At 70.8% G+C, this 18,718-nt stretch carries 15 protein-coding genes and 1 pseudogene; 14 read left to right on the forward strand and 2 right to left on the reverse strand.

The genetic code is table 11. The features are described from left to right. Positions 1–98 precede the first annotated feature (98 nt). The 9 genes from DEJ50_RS08215 to DEJ50_RS08250 all read left to right on the forward strand — a co-directional run bounded on the left by DEJ50_RS08215 (position 99) and on the right by DEJ50_RS08250 (position 10,846). Positions 99–2,258 (forward strand): sulfatase-like hydrolase/transferase, encoded by a 2,160-nt coding sequence (locus DEJ50_RS08215; RefSeq protein ID WP_150206911.1) that lies wholly within the window; start codon positions 99–101, stop codon positions 2,256–2,258. A 517-nt stretch (positions 2,259–2,775) separates the two neighbouring features. Continuing rightward, the gene (locus DEJ50_RS08220) at positions 2,776–3,978 is read left to right on the forward strand and encodes an acyl-CoA dehydrogenase family protein (protein WP_150206912.1); all 1,203 of its coding nucleotides are present in this window, start codon (positions 2,776–2,778) and stop codon (positions 3,976–3,978) included. Positions 3,979–4,120: 142 nt separating this feature from the next. Next, positions 4,121–4,579 carry an RrF2 family transcriptional regulator gene (locus tag DEJ50_RS08225; protein ID WP_150206913.1) on the forward strand — a complete coding sequence of 153 codons (459 nt, stop codon included), beginning with the start codon at positions 4,121–4,123 and terminating at the stop codon, positions 4,577–4,579. A 135-nt stretch (positions 4,580–4,714) separates the two neighbouring features. Continuing rightward, on the forward strand, positions 4,715–4,825 hold the full coding sequence (locus DEJ50_RS35575) for a putative leader peptide (protein WP_411757587.1): 111 nt from the start codon (positions 4,715–4,717) through the stop codon (positions 4,823–4,825). A gap of 297 nt (positions 4,826–5,122) precedes the next feature. After that, positions 5,123–6,232, forward strand: a complete 1,110-nt coding sequence (locus DEJ50_RS08230; protein ID WP_150206914.1) for an aliphatic sulfonate ABC transporter substrate-binding protein — start codon at positions 5,123–5,125, stop codon at positions 6,230–6,232. Positions 6,233–6,268: 36 nt separating this feature from the next. Next, positions 6,269–7,063, forward strand: a complete 795-nt coding sequence (locus tag DEJ50_RS08235) for an ABC transporter ATP-binding protein (protein WP_150206915.1) — start codon at positions 6,269–6,271, stop codon at positions 7,061–7,063. Further along, positions 7,050–7,946: an ABC transporter permease gene (locus DEJ50_RS08240; protein WP_150206916.1), complete on the forward strand. Its 897-nt coding sequence runs from the start codon at positions 7,050–7,052 to the stop codon at positions 7,944–7,946. The genes DEJ50_RS08235 and DEJ50_RS08240 overlap by 14 nt, the downstream gene beginning before the upstream one ends. 502 nt (positions 7,947–8,448) lie before the next feature. After that, positions 8,449–9,852: a sulfatase gene (locus DEJ50_RS08245; RefSeq protein ID WP_150206917.1), complete on the forward strand. Its 1,404-nt coding sequence runs from the start codon at positions 8,449–8,451 to the stop codon at positions 9,850–9,852. A 70-nt stretch (positions 9,853–9,922) separates the two neighbouring features. Further along, positions 9,923–10,846, forward strand: a complete 924-nt coding sequence (locus DEJ50_RS08250; RefSeq protein ID WP_150206918.1) for a formylglycine-generating enzyme family protein — start codon at positions 9,923–9,925, stop codon at positions 10,844–10,846. A gap of 45 nt (positions 10,847–10,891) precedes the next feature. Here DEJ50_RS08250 and DEJ50_RS08255 read toward each other — a convergent pair whose 3' ends face one another. Continuing rightward, positions 10,892–11,479 (reverse strand): helix-turn-helix domain-containing protein, encoded by a 588-nt coding sequence (locus DEJ50_RS08255; RefSeq protein WP_150206919.1) that lies wholly within the window; start codon positions 11,477–11,479, stop codon positions 10,892–10,894. A 210-nt stretch (positions 11,480–11,689) separates the two neighbouring features. Between DEJ50_RS08255 and DEJ50_RS08260 the strand changes: the two genes are divergently transcribed. The 3 genes and pseudogenes from DEJ50_RS08260 to DEJ50_RS08270 all read left to right on the forward strand — a co-directional run. Next, positions 11,690–12,811, forward strand: a complete 1,122-nt coding sequence (locus DEJ50_RS08260; RefSeq protein WP_150206920.1) for an aryl-sulfate sulfotransferase — start codon at positions 11,690–11,692, stop codon at positions 12,809–12,811. After that, positions 12,808–14,148 (forward strand): uracil-xanthine permease family protein, encoded by a 1,341-nt coding sequence (locus tag DEJ50_RS08265; protein ID WP_150206921.1) that lies wholly within the window; start codon positions 12,808–12,810, stop codon positions 14,146–14,148. Before DEJ50_RS08260 ends, DEJ50_RS08265 begins: the two co-directional genes overlap by 4 nt. Before the next feature lie 777 nt (positions 14,149–14,925). Beyond that, a pseudogene (locus tag DEJ50_RS08270) lies at positions 14,926–15,507 on the forward strand (DNA glycosylase AlkZ-like family protein); the annotation flags it as partial. 464 nt (positions 15,508–15,971) lie between these two features. Here the strand turns inward: DEJ50_RS08270 and DEJ50_RS08275 are convergent. Then, on the reverse strand, positions 15,972–16,472 hold the full coding sequence (locus DEJ50_RS08275) for an SRPBCC family protein (RefSeq protein ID WP_150206922.1): 501 nt from the start codon (positions 16,470–16,472) through the stop codon (positions 15,972–15,974). A gap of 142 nt (positions 16,473–16,614) precedes the next feature. Here DEJ50_RS08275 and DEJ50_RS08280 point away from each other — a divergent pair, with 142 nt between their 5' ends. Both DEJ50_RS08280 and DEJ50_RS08285 read left to right on the forward strand, forming a co-directional pair. After that, entirely contained in the window at positions 16,615–17,514 is a 900-nt protein-coding gene (locus DEJ50_RS08280; RefSeq protein ID WP_150206923.1) for a helix-turn-helix domain-containing protein, read from the forward strand. Positions 17,515–17,695: 181 nt separating this feature from the next. After that, the gene (locus tag DEJ50_RS08285; RefSeq protein ID WP_150206924.1) at positions 17,696–18,667 is read left to right on the forward strand and encodes an SMP-30/gluconolactonase/LRE family protein; all 972 of its coding nucleotides are present in this window, start codon (positions 17,696–17,698) and stop codon (positions 18,665–18,667) included. Positions 18,668–18,718: the final 51 nt, after the last annotated feature.

Below are 18,718 nucleotides of genomic sequence, written 5' to 3' on the forward strand. Positions count from 1 at the left end.
CCGTCACACGTTCTTCATGCCCTGTGCATGGTCCAGGTGTGGTTCCCCGGCCCGTGATCGGCTGAACATCCGCAGCCGCCCTCGAGGAGCAGTCACCCATGTCCAGCCGCCGTACCTTCCTGGCCGGTTCGACCGCCGTGCTCGGTCTGACCGCCGTCACCTTCACCGTCACCGGTGAGCAGGCGGCGGCCTCGGAGGCGGTCCCGGAGACGGGGGACGGCCAGGTCAACAGGCCGCCGAACTTCGTCGTCGTCCTTGCCGACGACCTCGGCTACGGCGAACTGGGCGCCTACGGGCAGAAGCTGATCACCACGCCCCGCCTGGACCGGCTCGCCGCCGAGGGACTGCGCTTCACCGACGCCTACTCGACCGCCGCCGTGTGCGCGCCCTCCCGCTGCTCCCTGCTGACCGGCCTGCACACCGGCCACTCCACCGTGCGGGCCAACCCCTCGTCCGGCGGCCAGGGCTCGCTCACCGCCACCGACACCACCTTCGCCCAGGTGCTCAGGGCCCGCGGCTACCGGACGGCCGTGATCGGCAAGTGGGGCTTCGGACCGGAGACCGCCGGCCAGGAGAGCCATCCGGCCGCCCGCGGGTTCGAGGAGTTCTACGGCTACATCACCCACGGCCACGCCCACGAGTACTACCCCGAGTACCTGTGGCACAACGACGCCAAGGAGCCCATCCCCGCCAACGCCGGTGGCACGAAGGCGGTCTACGCGCCGGACCTGCTGGAGCAGCGTGCCCTGGAGTTCATCGACGCCCACGCCGACGAGCCGTTCCTGCTGCTGCTCACCCCGAACGTGCCGCACGCACCCAGCGACGTACCCGACACCAGCGCGTACGCCGACCGCGGCTGGACGGCCGCGAACAAGGGGCACGCGGCCCAGGTCAGCTGCTTCGACGCGCTGGTCGGCAAGGTGGTCGACCGGCTCCGCGCCCGCGGGCTCGAGCAGGACACCGTCGTCCTCGTCACCAGCGACAACGGCCCCCACGAGGAGGGAGGGGTCAACCCCGACCTGTTCGACGCGAACGGCCCGCTGCGCGGCTACAAGCGCAACCTCTACGAGGGCGGCGTACGGGTCCCGCTCATCGCGTGGGGCCCCGGTCGCGTCAGGCCGGGCACGAGCGGCCGTCCGACCCCGCTGACCGACGTGCTCCCCACCCTGGCCGAGCTCGGCGGCGCCCCCTCCCCCACCGATGTGGACGGCCTGTCCGCCGCTCCCCTGCTCGCCGGCAGCGCCGACTCGGCCCGCCACGGACACGTGTACTGGTTCCGCGACGAGTGGGGCGTCACCAGCCGCGCCAACGCACAGGACAACAAACGTGCCACGTGGCTGGCCGAGGCGGTCCGCCAGGACAACTGGAAGGCCGTCCGCTTCACCCCCGAGCGGGACCACAACCTCCCCGACGACAAGTGGCAGGTGGAGCTGTACGACTTGGCCACCGATCCCGGCGAGACCCGCAACGTCATCGACAAGCACCCGGCCAAGGCCGGCGAACTCGTGGCGCTGATGCGCTCCTCCTGGAAGGACACCTATCCCCGCACACCGTTCGGCACGCGGCTGACCCTGCCCGGACTGGCCGTCCCCGGTGAGGCGTTCACCGTGACCGCCACGCTGGACAACGGCTCCGCACGGCCCTGGACCAACGCCGCGCTCGCCCTGCGCGCCCCCACCGGCTGGGCCGTGACCCCCGCCTCCCCGGCCACGGCGGAACAGCTCGCCGCGGAAGGCACCGCCAACGCCCCGTCCGGGCCGGTCCGCTACCCGGCGACGGGCACCGTCCCGACCCCGCCGGCCGCTCCGGTCCGCGACTCGTACCTTTCCGACCTCACCTGGATCAGCGCCACCAACGGCTGGGGACCGGTGGAGCGCGACACCTCCAACGGCAAGAACGCCGCCGGTGACGGCCCCCTGATCTCCTTCGGCGGTACGACGTACCCCAAGGGCCTGGGCGTCCACGCGCCCAGCGACATCGCCTACCACCTCGGCTCCGCCGCCGTCCGGTTCACTTCTCTCGTCGGCATCGACGACTTCTCCGCCCGACAGAGCAGCGCGGGTGCCACCCGCGCCAAGGTCTACGGCGACGACCGCCTGCTGCTGACCACCCCCACGCTCACCGCGGCCACCGGCCCGGTCCGCGTCGACCTGGACGTCCGAGGGGTACGTGTCCTGCGGCTCGTGGTCGAGGACGCCAACAACCGCACGTCCTTCGACCACACCTGCTGGGCCCTGGCCCACGTCACGGTGGGGTGAACCTTCGCGCGCACAGGCCGGGGAAAGGCCGTTCCGGAACGTCGCTCCCGGAACGGCCTTTCCCGCTTTCGGAGTACCCACCGCCTGGCTCAGCACTCAAGACGGATCTGTCCACGATGCGGCCAAGCCCTTGCTGAGGCCGTCACCTTCGGAGAGTATCCCTATCAATCCGATGGGAAAGGGGGGATTCATGCTGGGCGCCCTGTCCGTACGCCAATCCCACCGATGTTCGCCCGTCCCGCCGGGACGACTCCTGATCGGGCCGACGGACCACCGTCAACATCCGCGCATGTGAGCCGCACGTGGACCCCCTCGACGCCGAACACCCAGGCGTTCCGCCCCGGTCCGGCACCGCGCCGGCGCCCCCTCTTGGCCCGCCCCCTTACTTCCCGGCCACTGGCCGTGGCCATCGACAACGTTCCGGAGTAGCCCAGATGATCCCCGTCATCCCGCACGGCCCCGCCGTCCGCGCAGCCCAGGCGCCATGCGATGGCGCCCCGGCCTGCGGGTGACGCGCATGCCGACAACATCGAGCCCAGCCGCCGCCCCGTCCGCCGAAGAGCAGCGCCACGCGCTCCTGCGTGCCGCTCGTGACGTGGCGGACGACCTCGCCGCGGACGCCATCGCCCGCGACCAGGCGGGCCTGCCGCCGATCGACGAGAAGACACGGCTGTGCGAGGCCGGCCTGTTGGCGGCTCTCACCCCGCCTGGCCCTGGCCGCGGCGTGGACTGGCTCACCGGATGCGCCGTCATACGGGCGATCGCCGCGGCCGACAGCTCCGTCGGCGCCCTACTCGCCCGTCATTACCTCCACGCCTGGAGCGGACGCTTCTACGCGAGTCACCACCAGGCGGCCGCCCTCGAAGAGGAGTCACTGCGCAAGCAGTGGCTGTGGACAGGCGCAGTCCGCGCTCCTGCACCTGACGAACACACCTCCGCACCGGACCTCACCCTGAGACCGCGCGACACCGGCTACGTCCTGAGCGGATGCCGGTCCGTGGAGACGGCGGTGACCGTCGCCGACCAAATCGTGCTTGACGCCGTCTGCGCCGTGACCGGCGACATCCTCGTCGTACGGATCCCTCGCGGCGCGCGCGGCGTGACCATCGAACCCGCCCACGACCGCCTCGGCCAGCGCGTCGCCGGCGCGGGCAAAATCATCCTGGACCGCGTCACCGTCACCCCCGGACAGCTCCTGGGACGCCGGCCACATGACGAGGAGTCGGCCGCGCCCTTCACCGCGCTCGCCGAGCCGGCGCTCCGGCTCGCCCTGTGCCACGTCGCCCTGGGGATCATCGAGGGCGCCCTCACCGAAGCGCGCGACCTCAGCAGGGGCGGCCATGCACACCGCCTGCCCGGTGAGGACCCGGACCTCCTGCTGACGTACGGGGAACTCGCCTCCGCCGCACAGACGGCCACCGCCGTCGTCCACCGGGCAACGGCGGTGATGGCGCGGGCCCTCGACACGGGGCCCCACCTCGATGTCGAAGAACCCGCGAGCGTCGCCGCACTGGTCGCCACGGCCGAGACCGTGACATCGAAGGCCGCCCTGGACATCACCACGCGGGTGCTGGAACTGACCGACGCACCGGGCCTGGACCGCTTCTGGCGCAACGCACGCGTGCTGACCGCTCACCACCCGGTCACGCGCCGTCTGCGCTCCATAGGCGAGCACTACCTCAACGGCTCCCACCGCGCCGTGGCGGCGGCCTTCCACTGACGCGCGAGGCGCCGCGCGGGACGGCTCCGGACCGATCTCCTTGGCCTGAGCCCCCGGCTGCGGGGCTGGGGCACCTGCCCGGCAGCCGGCAGCCCACTACCCGCAAGAAACGCAGGCCGAAGCCGTACGGGATAATGTGCCCATGCGGATCTCAGCCAGGGCAGACTACGCGGTACGCGCCGCGCTGCAGCTCGCAGCAGCCCGGGAGGGCGGGCCACTGAAGGCCGAAGCGATCGCCGACGCCCAGGACATCCCGCACAAGTTCCTCGAAGGCATCCTGAACGACATGCGCCGAGGCGGTCTCGTACTCAGCCAGCGCGGGGGCAACGGCGGCTACCGACTGGCCAAGCCCGCCCAGTCCATCAGTATCGCGGATGTCATCCGCGTCGTGGATGGACCGCTCGTCTCGGTACGCGGGGTCCGGCCCCCGGACCTGTCCTACACCGGGCCCGCCCAGTCGCTGCTCCCCTTGTGGATCGCGCTGCGGTCCAACGTGCGGGAGATCCTCGAGGGTGTGACGCTCGCCGACGTCGCATCGTCCCACCTGCCCGCCGAGGTATCCGCGCTCACCCACGCTCCCGACGCCTGGACCAATCCCTGATCAGCCGCCCCGGCCCACCTGCGTTTTCTCACTGACCAAGACAGGTCTGTCCGCGATATGAGCAGCCTCTTGGGGCGAATGGCGCCGTCTGCCAAGATGCCTACCAACCCGGTGGGAAAACTAGGAATAAAGGAGATGGCCGCCGTGAGCACACTGCCCCGCGCAGGCCGTCTGCTGACCCTTCTCACTACCCGCCGACACATCGACCTGGTCCGTACGTCCAGCTCCATCTGTCACGCTTCCTGACACCATCCCCGGGGCCCGGCGCCGCGCGAAGCGCACGGCTGTGCACGTGCCACGCCGCTCCCCCTCTGCCGCCGGGCCCCCTTGGCTGACCTCGCCGCCCCGCATCGCCTTCGTGGGCGGCGTGCCATGTACGGCGGTTCTGCCTCCACCCCGCGGCATCCGCGATGCCTTCCGCTTCGGCCTGCAAGGCCAAGCCCCATCACCGACGGCCGGGAGCGGGTGCCGTGCGTACCCAACTGCCTCGCGTCGCCTCTCGCCCTGCCTCCTCGAACATCCAACCCGTGAAAGGACACTTCCGTGTCTGCCGCAAGACCGCTCACCACCCTGCGCACCATCGCCGTCACAGCGACGCTCCCCCTTCTGCTCACGGCCTGCGGTTACGGTTCCGAGGCGAAGAAGGACGACGACAAGACCAACGTCGCGGCCACCGGCGGCAAGAAGCTGTCCGCCGACGCGGTCCGGATCGGCTACTTCCCGAACCTGACGCACGCGACCGCCCTGGTCGGCCTCCAGGAAGGTCTGATCGCGAAGGAGCTGGGCGACACCAAGATCAAGCCGCAGGCGTTCAACGCCGGCCCGTCCGAGATCGAGGCCCTCAACGGCGGCTCTCTCGACATCGGGTTCATCGGCCCCTCCCCGTCGATCAACGGCTACGTCAAGTCCAAGGGTCAGAATCTGCGGATCATCTCCGGCTCCGCCTCCGGCGGCGTCAAGCTCGTGGTGAACCCGGACAAGATCAAGACCCTGGACGACCTCAAGGGCAAGAAGATCGCCACCCCGCAGAAGGGGAACACGCAGGACGTCGCGTTCCTGAACTGGATCGCCGAGAAGGGGTGGAAGGTTGACCCGGAGTCCGGCAAGGGTGACGTCTCCGTCGTCCGCACGGACAACAAGGTCACCCCGGACGCCTTCAAGCAGGGTTCGATCGACGGCGCCTGGGTGCCCGAGCCGACGGCGTCCAAGCTGGTCTCCGAGGGTGCGAAGGTCCTCCTCGACGAGACCGAGCTGTGGCCCGACAAGAAGTTCGTGATCACGAACGTCATCGTGTCGCAGAAGTTCCTCAAGGAGCATCCCGACGTCGTCGAGGCCGTCCTGGCGGGCACGGTGAAGACCAACGAGTGGATCAACGCCAACCCGGACAAGGCGAAGGCCTCCGCGAACGCGGCCCTGAAGGCGGAGACCGGCAAGGAGCTTGCCCCGGCGGTCATCGACCCGGCGTGGCCGAGCATCGCCATCACCGACGACCCACTCGCCACCACGCTGAAGACGCAGGCCGACTACGCGGTGAAGGCCAAGCTCATCGAGCAGCCCGACCTCAACGGCATCTACGACCTGACGCTGCTCAACAAGGTCCTGAAGGCCGCCGGAAAGCCCGAGGTGTCCGACGCCGGCCTCGGCGCCAAGTAAGTCCGCACATCAGTGAGTCCCCAGGAGGTGACGACCATGGCTACGACGCTTGCCAAGGCTGCCGAGGGTACCGCCGCGGCGACTGCCGAGCACGCCGCCCGGATCGAGCACGTCTCGAAGTCCTTCACCGGCCGGGCCGGTACGCAGCTCGTCCTGGACGACATCAGCCTCGATGTCGCGCCGGGCGAGTTCGTCACCATCCTGGGAGCCTCGGGGTGCGGCAAGTCCACGCTCCTCAACCTGGTCGCGGGGCTTGACCAGCCGTCCGCGGGGTCCATCGAGACCTCCGGCCGTCCGGCCCTGATGTTCCAGGAGCACGCTCTGTTCCCGTGGCTGACCGCGGGCAAGAACATCGAACTCGCCCTGCGGCTGCGCGGGGTCGCCAAGGCCGAGCGCAAGCAGGAGGCGGAGCGCCTGCTGGAGCTGGTCCGCCTCGGCGGCGCGTACGGCAAGCGCGTCCACGAGCTGTCCGGCGGCATGCGCCAGCGCGTCGCCCTGGCCCGGGCGCTCGCCCAGGACAGCCGACTGCTGCTGATGGACGAGCCGTTCGCGGCCCTCGACGCCATCACCCGCGACGTGCTGCACGGCGAGCTCACCCGCATCTGGGAGGAGACCGGCGTGTCGGTCCTCTTCGTCACCCACAACGTGCGGGAGGCCGTGCGCCTCGCCCAGCGCGTGGTCCTGCTCTCCTCCCGGCCCGGCCGGGTGGCGAAGGAATGGACCGTGGACATCCCCCAGCCGCGCCGCATCGAGGACGCGGCCGTCGCGGAACTGTCCCTCGAGATCACTGAACACCTGCGTGGGGAGATCCGCCGCCATGGCCAGCACTGACACCGCCCCGAAGGCGGCCGCCAAGGCGGACGACCTCGCCGGCCTGGAGGCCGGGCTGGACGCCCTCGACGCCGTCGAGGTCCGCCGTACACCGGTCCGCGAGATCCTCGTCAGGAAGGTGACGCCGCCGGTCCTGGCGATCGCCTTGGTCCTGGTGATCTGGCAAGCCCTGGTCTCGCTGAAGGTCACCGAGGAGACCAAGCTGCCGCCGCTGTCCGCCGTCTGGGACAGCCTGTCCCAGATGTGGATGCAGGGAACGCTGCTGGACGTCATCTGGACCTCGGTCTCCCGCGGTCTGCTCGGCTTCCTGCTGGCCCTGGCCATCGGCACCCCACTCGGCCTGCTGGTCGCGCGGGTGAAGTTCGTCCGCGCGGCGATCGGCCCGATCCTGTCCGGTCTGCAGTCCCTGCCGTCGGTGGCCTGGGTGCCACCTGCCGTGCTCTGGTTCGGCCTCAACGACGCCATGATGTACACCGTCATCCTGCTCGGCGCCGTGCCGTCCATCGCCAACGGCCTCGTATCGGGTGTGGACCAGGTGCCGCCGCTGTTCCTGCGGGCGGGCCGCACGCTGGGCGCCACCGGCATCCGGGGCGTCTGGCACGTGGTCATGCCGGCCGCGCTGCCCGGGTACTTGGCGGGCCTCAAGCAGGGCTGGGCGTTCTCCTGGCGATCGCTGATGGCCGCGGAGATCATCGCCTCCTCGCCCGACCTGGGCCTGGGCCTGGGCCAGCTGCTGGAGAACGGGCGCAACAACATCGACCTGCCTGGTGTGTTCCTCGCGATCATCCTGATCCTGGTCGTCGGCATCGCCATCGACCTGCTCATCTTCAGCCCGGCCGAGAGGTGGGTGCTGCGCAGCCGCGGCCTGTTGCTCAAGAACTGAACGAAGGATCGCGCTCGACACGAGTTACCGCGAGGTGTTCCACCGCGCACACGCACGCCCGGCACTGGCAGCACCGGCTTCGCGGAGGCATCGCCGCGCGGAGCCGGTGCTGTTGTCTGTGGCAGCTGCTGACCTCCCTGGACGTCAACCTTGCGGAGCGCTCCGCCGGCCACCCGATGGCTGCTGTAGCGGAGTTCCGCATTTCACATGCCGTACATGGACCGGCCGCTCCCCCACCCCTAACCTCATCGACATGGCAGCAGGAAGCCTCCTCACCGCTCGCCGACACCTCGATCTGGGCAGGCTGGCGAGCGCTCTGTGTCCGTTCGCCTGGGCGCGACGGTAATCACGCCTCTTTCCACGGGATCCCCCACCCGGCACTCGCACCGGCCTGCCCCGAAGGGCCGGCCGGACGATGCCTGATTCCCGTCTCTCTCCCACCCCTTCACGGCAGTTGATCTGCCGTACCCGTCCGAGCTGCGGAACCAGGAGAAGACATCCCATGAGCGACAACAGCAGACCGCGGGTGAGCCGCCGCGGATTCCTCGCCGGTACGGCGGCCGCCGCGGCCGCCGCTGCGGTTCCCTCGATCGCCCAGTTGGCGGCCGGCAGTCCGGCCGCGGCCGCGGCCCGTCCCAACATCCTGCTCATCGTCACCGACGACCAGCCCAAGCACACCGAATGGGCACTGCCCAAGGCCACGGCCTGGCTGGCCGATCAGGGTGTGAAGTTCACCAACGGGCACGTCACCACCCCGCTCTGCTCGCCCTCCCGGTCGTCGGTCCTCACCGGCCGCTACGCCCACAACCACGGTGTCCGCAACAACCAGGCTTCGTACCAGCTCGACCAGAGCACCACGCTGCCCCGCTACCTGAAGCAGGCCGGCTACCGCACCGGCCTGTTCGGCAAGTGGCTCAACTCCTGGACGCTGTCCGACAATCCGCCGCACTTCGAGGAGTTCGCGCTGCTCCAGCCGGGCTACGTCGACGCGCAGTGGAACGTCAACGGCACGGTCCAGCCGATCAACGGCTACACCACCAACATCATCAAGAACCGCACCCTGAGCTTCCTCGACAAGGCGGCGGCCGACTCCCGGCCGTGGTTCGCGTACGTGACCCCCTACGCCTCCCACGGCCCGCGCACGCCCGAGCCGAAGTACGCCGGCACGGCCGTCCCGGACTGGAACGGCAGGCCCTCCGTCCCGGAGAACGACCGCAGCGACAAGCCGGCCTACATCCGCAACGCGACCGGGACCCTCGCCGACGGGAAGCAGATCCGTGAGGAACAGCTGCGTACCCTGCTCACTGTGGACGACACCGTCCAGGCGTTCAAGGACAAGCTCCAGGCGCTCGGACAGCTCGACAACACCCTGGTCATCTACATCGCCGACAACGGCTTCGGCTGGGCCGACCACGGCTGGACCAAGAAGTCCGTGCCCTACCGCCCGGCTCACGAGGTTCCGTTCTACCTCTCCTGGCCGGCCGGCGGCCTGAGCACGGGCACCACCGACAACCGCATCACCGCCAACATCGACATCGCCCCCACGGTCCTCGACGCGGCCGGCATCACACCCACCCACTCGGTGGACGGCAGGTCCCTGCTCTCCTCCTACAGCCGGGACCACCTGCTGGTCGAGTGGTGGGAGCAGGGCGCGAACGCGGGCGGCCCGCGCACCTGGGCGTCGTACGTGGCCAGGGACAAGCAGTACACGCAGTACTACGACCTCACCACCGACGGTAACGGCAACGTGTCGGGCACGGGCCAGGTGAAGTTCCGTGAGTACTACGACCTGGCCAACGACCCGTACCAGCTGACGAACAAGCTCTACCAGGCCACCCCGCAGGACGAGCAGGACCTGGGCATTCCCGCCCTGGCGGCGCAGCTCGCCGCGGACCGCACCGCATAGCGGCATCCGGCGGGTGCTCCCCCGGCGCCGCCGGAGGAGCACCCGCCCCACTCACCCCGACGGAGCCTCCATGCCTTCCTGCTGCACCCCCGGACACGATGACGCCGCCGCTGTCGCGCTCGCGCTCTCCCCGGCACCGCGGCCACGTGTCGCCGACCCCGGGCGCGCCGGCCGACGGCTGATCGACCTGCCGGGCGGGCGCTTCCTCATGGGCACCGACGACCCTGACGCCTTCCCGGCCGACGGGGAAGGCCCGGTGCGCGAGGCGGAGGTCGGCCCGTTCCGGATCGCCCCGACGACAGTGACCAACGCCCAGTTCGCCGCCTTCGTGAAAGCCACCGGCCACGTCACCGAAGCCGAGGAATTCGGCTTCTCCTTCGTCTTCGGCGGTTTCCTGTCCGACGAGGTCGCCGCCGTGTCCCCGCCCGTCGCGGCCGTCCCGTGGTGGCGGGCCGTCGACGGCGCGAGCTGGCGCCACCCCGAAGGCGCCGGGTCATCCATCGCCACACGCCAGAACCACCCCGTCATCCACGTCTCCTGGAACGACGCCCAGGCGTACTGCGCCTGGTCCGGCACCCGTCTGCCCACCGAGGCCGAATGGGAACACGCGGCCCGCGGCGGGCTCGAGCAGCGTCGCTACCCGTGGGGCGACGACCTCGCCCCCGGCGGCCGGCACATGTGCAACATCTGGCGAGGTGACTTCCCCACTCTGAACACGGCGGAGGACGGCTGGGAGGGTACGGCCCCGGCGAAGTCCTTCCGCCCCAACGGCTTCGGCCTCTACAACACCGTCGGAAACGTGTGGGAATGGTGCGCCGACTGGTTCGCACCGGACACCAGCCGCGTGATGCGCGGCGGCTCCTACCTCTGCCACGACTCGTACTGCAACCGCTACCGGGTCGCGGCCCGCAGCTCCAACACTCCCGACAGCTCCACTGGCAACATCGGCTTTCGCGTGGCCGCGGACAGCACCCTGGACACGGCGCACTGCTGACGCCCTGACGGAATCGCTCACCTGCACCAGGCGAAACCTCGCGGGTCAGCGGTGCGGGTCGGCGGTGGCTTCGATGTGCTCGGCGACCGCTACGAGCAGCACCCGGGTGCCGGGTGTGGTGGCCCGCCAGCAGTGGCGGACACCGCCGGAGAGGTAGAGCGTGTCGCCGCGGCCCAGTCGGTGGATCTGTCCCTCGGCCTCGACCTCCGCGGCACCATCGGCAACGTACATCAGCTCGTCGTTCCGGTGCCGGAATTCGCGCCGGCCGTCGTGGTCACCGGTGAACTCCAAGGCGTGCAACTGGTGGTGGCCTCGCACGAGGGGGCGTACGCGACTCGTCGTGCCGCCCACCCCCTCGCGCGCGGACGCGAGGCCGGGGTCGTCCTCTGCCCGTACGACATCCACGCGGCGCGGGTTCTCGGCGGCGGCGAGCAGCTGCACGGCGGTCGTGTCGAGTGCGTCCGCGACGAGCTGCAGCGAGCGCATGCTGGGCCGGGCGCGGTCGTTCTCGATCTGGCTCAGGAACGGGACGGACAACCCCGTGCTGGCGGCCACATCGGCGAGCGTGAGGTCCAGTGCACGCCTGCGCCTTCGGACGCTGGGGCCCAATCGCGGCCCCGTCGCCTCGCCCATGTTCCCTCCCAGCCCCCGCGCTTCGTTCTGCCCGCACCCTAACGCGGGGCGGGCGGCTGCCGACTCCGCCGTTGGCACCTCGGCACGCAGCAGCGAGCTATTTCGTACCGCCGCCACACCGCTGACATACAACACCCCTAGCGTCTAAGTCACTTGAGCGTGTCAAAGAAAGTTTGACGCCACAGACGTTAGGGACACCCATGCCCCCCCGTGGACCAGAACGCCCGCCGCCGACGCGGCACCGGCCTGATCGCGATCGACACCGAAACCGTCTTCCCCGGGTACACCCTGTTCGCCCCCCTCACCGGCACCGGCGAGGTCTACCTCATCGACCTGCACGGCCGCGTCGTCCACGAATGGCGGTTCCCGTACCGCCCCGGCCGCCACGCCCGCCTGCTCGACGACGGCAACCTCGCCTACAACGGCGTACTCCCGGACGAGCCCGCCCTCTTCCCCATGTGGCACAAGTACCGCGGCGGCATCATGCTCGAAGCCGCGCCCGACGGCACGGTCCTGCGCGAGCACCGCGACCCGCTGCAGCACCACGACGCCCACCACCTCGGCGACGGCCGCATCCTCTACACCGCACTCGAGCCCCTGCACGGCGCCGAGGCGGCGAGCGTGCGCGGCGGCGTCGAGGGTTCGGAGGCCGAGGGCGGCACCGTCTGGGCCGACACCATCAAGGAAGTCGACGCGGACGGCAACGTGCTCTGGTCCTGGCGGGCCTCCGAGCACCTGGACCGCCACGCGTACGCCCTGCACCCCGACTACGCCCGCGAGCACTGGCCGCTGATCAACAGCGTGACGCCGCTCGCCGACGGCAACATCCTGGCCAGCCTGCGCAGCGTCTCCGCGGTCGTCGTCATCAGCCGGGAGACGGGCGAGATCCTGTGGCGCACCGCGCCGGGGGTGGTCTCCCAGCAGCACGCGCCGACCGAGTTGCCGAGCGGTAACTTCCTGGTGTTCGACAACGGCGTCTTCCGGCCCGGTTGGGACGTGCCGTTCTCCCGGGTCATCGAGGTCGAGCGGGCGAGCGGGACGATCGCCTGGGAGTACCACGACCCGGCGCGCGAGTCCTTCTTCGCGCCCTTCATGGGCAGCGCGCAGCGGCTCCCGAACGGCAACACCCTGGTCACGGACTCGCCGTCGGGCCGGCTCTTCGAGGTGACGGCGAAGGGCTATCTGTGCTGGGAGTACGTGGTCCCGTACTTCGGCGCCTACCGCGAGTCCGAGGTACGCGAGCTCTTCCCGGCCGAGCCGAACGCCGTCTTCCGTTCGTACCGTTACGGCCCCGAGCAGCTGCCGTGGCTGAATGCCGAGGTACGGCCATGAGTACGTCCGCCGAGACCACGCCCGCGGCGTCGGGCGCGCCTGCCGCCGTCCACCCCGTCGACGAGCGGCTGCCCCTGCTGCGGCTCGCGCCGCTCTCCGCCCAACATGTCCTCGCCATGATCGCGGCGCCGGTCTCCACCGCCTTCCTGACCTCCGACGCGCTGGGTCTCTCCGGCGAGCGCACCGCCTCGCTGCTCAGCGCCACCCTCGTCCTGTGCGGCATCGGCGCACTCCTGCAGTCCTTCGGGAGGTTCCGGGTCGGCGCCAGGCTGCCGTTCGTCATGCTGCCGGGCGGAGCCGCGACCGCGATCTTCCTGCAGGTCGCTGCCGAGCACGGAGCGGCGACCGCGAGCGGCGCGGTACTGCTCGCGGCGGCCCTGTTGCTGGCCGTCCTACCGCTCTACGCGCGGATCGTACGGCTCTTCCCGCCGCTGGTCATGGGCGTCACCGTGCTGCTGATCGGGGTCGCCATGGTCCGCGTCGCCGCACAGCTGATCGTCGGGCCGGGTGGCGGCCGGCCCGCCGCACCGTCCGCGGTCGCCCTCGCCGGGCTGACCGTCGCCTGCACACTGGCCGCGTACCTGCTGTTGCGCGGCGTGTGGCGGCAGACGGCGGTGCTGATCGGCATGGCCGCCGGGACGGCGATCGCGGCCGCCACCGGGCTCGGGGCGTTCACGCCGGCGCAGGGCTCGGGGCTCGCGCTCCCGCACCCCTTCCCGTACGGAACCCCGCACTTCGACGTCCTCGCCGCCCTGCCCCTGCTGATCTTCAGTCTGGCCTCGCTCGCCGAGGCGACCGGCCAGACCGTCCTCAACAGCGAGACCGTGGGCCGCACTCCGGAACCCGGACGTGACGTGCCGCGCGTCGTCCGCGCGGACGCCGTGGTCTCCCTCCTGGGCGGCATGTTCGGCACCTCCCTGCTCGTGACGAGCTCGGAGAACATCGGCATCGGCAAGCTGACCGGTGTGCGCAGCCGGTTCGTCACGGCGGGCGCGGGCGCCCTGCTCATCGCCGCCGGGCTGCTGGCGCCAGTCTCGCGGGTGCTGGCGGGCATCCCGGCGCCCGTCGTCGCGGGTTCCGCGCTGGTGGTGTACGCGGTGATCGCGGTGATGGGCGTGGAGATGCTGCGCCGGGTCGACCTCGGAAACGGTACGAACTCCATGGTCGTGGCCGTCGCGCTGGCTGCGGGGCTGCTGCCGGTCGTCTCCCCGGGGCTGTACGGCGCCTTCCCCGGCTGGGTGCGTACGGTCCTGGGCAGCGGGGTGGTCGCGGGCACCCTCACCGCGGTGGTGCTGAACGCGGTGTTCCGACGGGCACGAGGCTCGCACACTCCCTGAGCGTCGAGTTCGGCCCACGCCAGAACGGTGTGGTGCCCGTCGCCGGCGCAGCGCCCAGGTGCCGAAGCAGGTGGTCGGCAAACTGACGCCGCCAGGGTGGGTGTACTCCGCCCCATTCACGGCGTCGGTGGCGGTTCCGTCACTCCCGGGCTGCAGCCGCTTTCGTGCTGGGAGCCTGGGCGGGTGCGTCCTGGGCGGTGCGCGGGCGTGGCTGCCGTAGCGGTGGCCACCGTCCGGGTCTTGACCAGCGCTGCGTGGCGAGGGCGCCTGCGATCGAGCCGACCGCGAGGATCCCAGACGGCCGTACACCCAGCCGCCCTCAGGGCCGAGAAGGCCTTTCCCGCAGGCATGTTGAACAGGCCCGGGGGGCGCCACTTGTCACTGATGATTCATCAGGCACAATTGACGACTCGTCAGGAAATCAGGCCGACGAGCGTCAAATGAGCGTCACGAGCGTCATTTCAGCGTCAAGATATCGCCCGTAACGCCCACACCGCACATAATGCGCACCGGCAAAACCGTAGTGCGACACGTGCAGAGTGGGCGCTATGCGCGGCGCGCTCACGCTCTTCGCCGCCTCTTGTCGCGGCGACTACTTGATCCAGACCCGACTCCTCGGTTGACCGAGATTCCCCGCCACCGCGCGGGCCCGGACACGGCTGGCGCACTCCCTCCGCACTGCCTCCCATCGTCGCGCCGGCCATCCGCCCCGAATCACGGTCGGCTTAGAGGTGGTTCAGAGGATCGTGGGTGGCGGTGTGACGGGCGTTGCAGTGGACCCACTTGATGCGCCGCACCATTCACCTCGTCACCGCTGACGACGCTCCGGCCTGGCGGGCCCGCCACGACAGCATGCTGCGCGGGCGGGTGCTCGGAACCTACCGCCGCGAGCTCGACGGAGTGGACCTCGACGAGCTCGCCGCGGCGGGGCGGGCGGTCATGGCCGACGGCGAGCCCCGCTCGACGGCCGACCTCGCGCGGGTACTCTCCGACCGCTGGCCCGCGCCGGGCCCGAGGGCACTGGGCGAGATGGTGATCGCCGCCCTCGTCCCGATGGTGCAGCTGCCACCGCGCGGGCTGTGGCGTACGAAGGCGGGAGTGCGCAACGTCGCGATCCTCGGCTACCAAGACCGCAGCCGGATCATTGACGACGCCCACCGCGGCCTGTCCGTCGCCGGCGCGCGCGTCGTACTGGTGGACGGCCGGGTCGCCGCGACCTGGACCGTCGACGGGGGCACCGTGACCGTCACCCCGCTGCGCGGCCTCACCCGAACCGAGTACACCGCCCTCACCGAGGAGGGCCAGAGCCTGGCGGTGTTCCTGTCCGACCACGGCAGCGACCGCGTACGGATCGTCTGAACACCGACCCGGGCAGTGGACCCGCCCGCCCGCCACCGACGAGATGAGTCGACAGCCGCGTGTGGTGGCGCGTGACGCAGTCGCACACGGCCCTCGCCGACGGGGCGTCCCCGGGCTCCGTCCCGCCGAGCGTCAGCGCTGCGCGGCCCGGCGCACCGCGGCCTCGGTGAGCGTGCTCGCGGGAAGACCGCTGGACGAGGGCGCGGTCTGGGCCAGCGCCTCCCCTTGGTTCCCGGCCCACTTATCCCTCGGTGGGAGGCGTAGCGGATCCCGGCGTCCGTGAGGCTTGCAGTGTCGTTCGCGCCGCACCGCCGCCCTCCAGGTGATCGGTAAAGGTCCGAAGCTGGTCCGGGTCCTCGGGCCAATCCGGACCGGCGGCGGCCATTCTGGCTAACCCCACCGGTAGAGGGTCCAGTCGCGTCGCTCGCGCCTGCCTGCGCCGGCGAAGCCACGGCCGGGGAACCTCACTCTTCGGCGATCCATCGGGCGAGGGAGATCAGGGTGGCTTCGACACTGTTCGTCATGTAGTCGCGGAGTGCGTCGAGGTCGGAGCGGGTGGTGCCCAGCACCGGGTCGAGGCGCAGGAGCTGCCAGGACTGCTCGACGACGGTTCCGCGTCCCTGGGGGTGGAATCTCCAGCTCCACTGCACGATGCCGTCTTCGGCGCCGCCGACCACGAAGGTGAAGGCGCTGCCGGGGTCGGCTCGTACGACCTGGGAGCGGGTGGTCCATTCTCTGCCGTCCTTCCGATTGCGGCCGCTGAACCAGGCGCCGGCCCTCGGGCCGGCGCCCTGGTCGAAGGTGACGTCGGTCGCGTTGGGGCTCCAGCGGCCGATCGCGGACACGTCACTGACCAGGTCGTAGACCCGGGCGGGTGCGGCATCGACCCATGCGCGTCTGGTGAAGGCGAAGGCCGATGCGTCCAGATCCTCGAAGAGGTCGTGTTCGCTGGTGGTGGCGCTCAAGGCGTCCTCCTGGGTGCGTGCGGGATGGTGCCGGGTCGGCGATACCCACGTCATCACCGGTCGTGCCGGGGAGCCAGACCCGCTGGTGCCTATCCACAGCTGGGGCAGGCTGGGCGTTTCGAGTCGGCCCATACTCGGATCCATGACCGGAAAATCGCAGCTCGGGGACTTCCTGCAGGCGCGGCGCTCCCAGCTGCGTCCCGAGGACGTAGGGGTTCCCACCTACGGGGAGCGTCGGCGTGTGCCGGGTCTTCGGCGGGAGGAGTTGGCGCTGCTGGCGGGGGTGAGTGCCTCCTACTACACCCGGCTGGAGCAGGGGCAGTCGCTGAGCGCGTCGCCCGAGGTGCTGGACGCGATCGCGGGGGCTCTGCGGCTGGACGAGTCCGAGCGGCGGTACCTGCACGACCTGGTCCGGGCGGACAGGCATCGCACGCAGGGCCGGCGGCCTGCGCCGGAGCGTGTGGCGGAGGCGACGGCTCAGTTGCTGGACGTGCTGGCGGACGTTCCCGCGATCGTGCTCGGCCTGCGCAGTGACGTGCTGGCATGGAATCGCCTGGGTCACGCGCTGTTCGCCGGGCATTTGGACCGTGGCGCCCCGGACCTGGCGGGGCAGCGTCCCAACATGGCCAGACTGGTGTTCTTCGACTGTCATACCCGCGACCTGTACGCGGACTGGCCGAGCAAGGCCAGGGCGGTGGTGGGGAACCTGCGCCTGGTGGCGGCCCAGCACCCGCAGGACACGGCGTTGCACGCGCTGCTGGGTGAACTGAGCGCCAAGAGTTCCGAGTTCTCGTCGATGTGGGCCGATCACCGGGTCGAGGCGTGCACCGTCGCCACCTATGAGATGCGGCACCCGCTGATCGGCCCGCTGACCGTCGTTCAGCAGACCCTGAGCCACGGGCCGGGCCCCAGCACGGTGGTCGCCACCACGGAGGCGGGCTCAACCTCACGGGCCGCGCTGGCCCTGCTCGCCCAGGCCATCACCCAGGACGCCGTCGCGCCCGACCCGGCGCGGCGGGGGCCCCGGGCCGGCACGGCCTGACCTCGCACAACGTCACAGGGAGCCCGGCCGGCAGCGGCGAGCACCCGTCCCCACCCGGTACGGCCGACGACGGCCACCACCGGGAGCGGTCCCGGGGCCGCATGGCCCCGAGCTGACCCGTCCAACCCAACGCGTGCGTCGGCATGTCGCTGCCGCATGCCCGAAAACCAGTGAAGGAATCATGTTCAGGAAGCTCTCCAGATCCGCTGTGTCGGCGGTCGTCCTTGTCGCGGCGGCTGCCGCAGCGCTCGCTCCGGCGGCAGCATCGGCATCGGCCGAGTCCGCCCCGCTGAGCAGCGCGCGGATCGCCGCGCATTTCGACCTGTCCAAGGGGCAGACGCCGGAGAACCTCGCCCTGGCACCGGGCGGCGCCGTGTACGTCACCTTCGCCAAGGCCCGCCAGATCGCCGAGGTCTCCCCCAACGGCACCACCCGGATCCTCGCCACCCTGCCGGAGCCCGCCGACGGCGGTATCCACACGCCGGCCCTGGGTTTCCCGCTGACCACCGGCATCGTCCGTGCCCAGGACGGCACCCTGTATTTCCTGTACGCCACCGGCACCCCCGACCTGACGGGCGTGTGGCGGCTTCGTCCCGGCGGCCAACCGCGGCGGATCTCCGCACTGCCCGCGGACGGCCTGCCCAACGGCCTGGCCCTGGACCCGCGTACCCGCACCCTCTACGTCACAGACTCCGTGCTGGGCACCATCTGGAGCATGCCCACCACCGGCGGCACTCCCACCGCCTGGTCCACCGCACCCGAACTGGCCTCCGCCGGCTTCCTCGGCGCCAACGGCCTGAAGATCCGGGGCGGTGCGGTCTGGGCCACCAACCTCGACAAGGGCACCATACTGCGGATCGCCGTCCTGCCGGACGGTCGCGCCGGCCGTGTCCGGACCAAGGCCAACGGCCTGCCGGGGATCGACGACTTCGCCTTCACCGGCCGCGGTGACCAATTGCTGGCCGCCCTCAACGGTCCCGGCCAGGTCGCCCTCGTCCAGCCCGACGGCAGCCACTCCATCGTGCTGACCCAGGCCGACGGCCTGCGCAACCCCACATCCATCGCCCTGCGCGGAACATCCGTCTACGTGACGAGCGCCGCCTACATCACCGCCCAGGACCCCAACCTGCTCCGCGCCCACCTGAACCGCTGAGCGTCGCGGGCACCGGCGAGGAGTTGCACCGTCTCGTCCCGGACGACCGGA

Source organism: Streptomyces venezuelae, from assembly GCF_008642295.1.
GTDB classification, from domain to species: Bacteria; Actinomycetota; Actinomycetes; order Streptomycetales; family Streptomycetaceae; genus Streptomyces; species Streptomyces venezuelae_C.

Bases quoted from the DNA above. Each gene is read 5' to 3' on its own strand.
- DEJ50_RS08285 (WP_150206924.1), top strand. From the start codon at position 17,696: ATGTTCAGGAAGCTCTCCAGATCCGCTGTGTCGGCGGTCGTCCTTGTC.
- DEJ50_RS35575 (WP_411757587.1), top strand. From the start codon at position 4,715: ATGGCCGCCGTGAGCACACTGCCCCGCGCAGGCCGTCTGCTGACCCTT.
- DEJ50_RS08280 (WP_150206923.1), top strand. From the start codon at position 16,615: ATGACCGGAAAATCGCAGCTCGGGGACTTCCTGCAGGCGCGGCGCTCC.
- DEJ50_RS08265 (WP_150206921.1), top strand. From the start codon at position 12,808: ATGAGTACGTCCGCCGAGACCACGCCCGCGGCGTCGGGCGCGCCTGCC.
- DEJ50_RS08240 (WP_150206916.1), top strand. From the start codon at position 7,050: ATGGCCAGCACTGACACCGCCCCGAAGGCGGCCGCCAAGGCGGACGAC.
- DEJ50_RS08250 (WP_150206918.1), top strand. From the start codon at position 9,923: ATGCCTTCCTGCTGCACCCCCGGACACGATGACGCCGCCGCTGTCGCG.
- DEJ50_RS08215 (WP_150206911.1), top strand. From the start codon at position 99: ATGTCCAGCCGCCGTACCTTCCTGGCCGGTTCGACCGCCGTGCTCGGT.
- DEJ50_RS08255 (WP_150206919.1), bottom strand. From the start codon at position 11,479: ATGGGCGAGGCGACGGGGCCGCGATTGGGCCCCAGCGTCCGAAGGCGC.
- DEJ50_RS08235 (WP_150206915.1), top strand. From the start codon at position 6,269: ATGGCTACGACGCTTGCCAAGGCTGCCGAGGGTACCGCCGCGGCGACT.
- DEJ50_RS08225 (WP_150206913.1), top strand. From the start codon at position 4,121: ATGCGGATCTCAGCCAGGGCAGACTACGCGGTACGCGCCGCGCTGCAG.
- DEJ50_RS08245 (WP_150206917.1), top strand. From the start codon at position 8,449: ATGAGCGACAACAGCAGACCGCGGGTGAGCCGCCGCGGATTCCTCGCC.
- DEJ50_RS08220 (WP_150206912.1), top strand. From the start codon at position 2,776: ATGCCGACAACATCGAGCCCAGCCGCCGCCCCGTCCGCCGAAGAGCAG.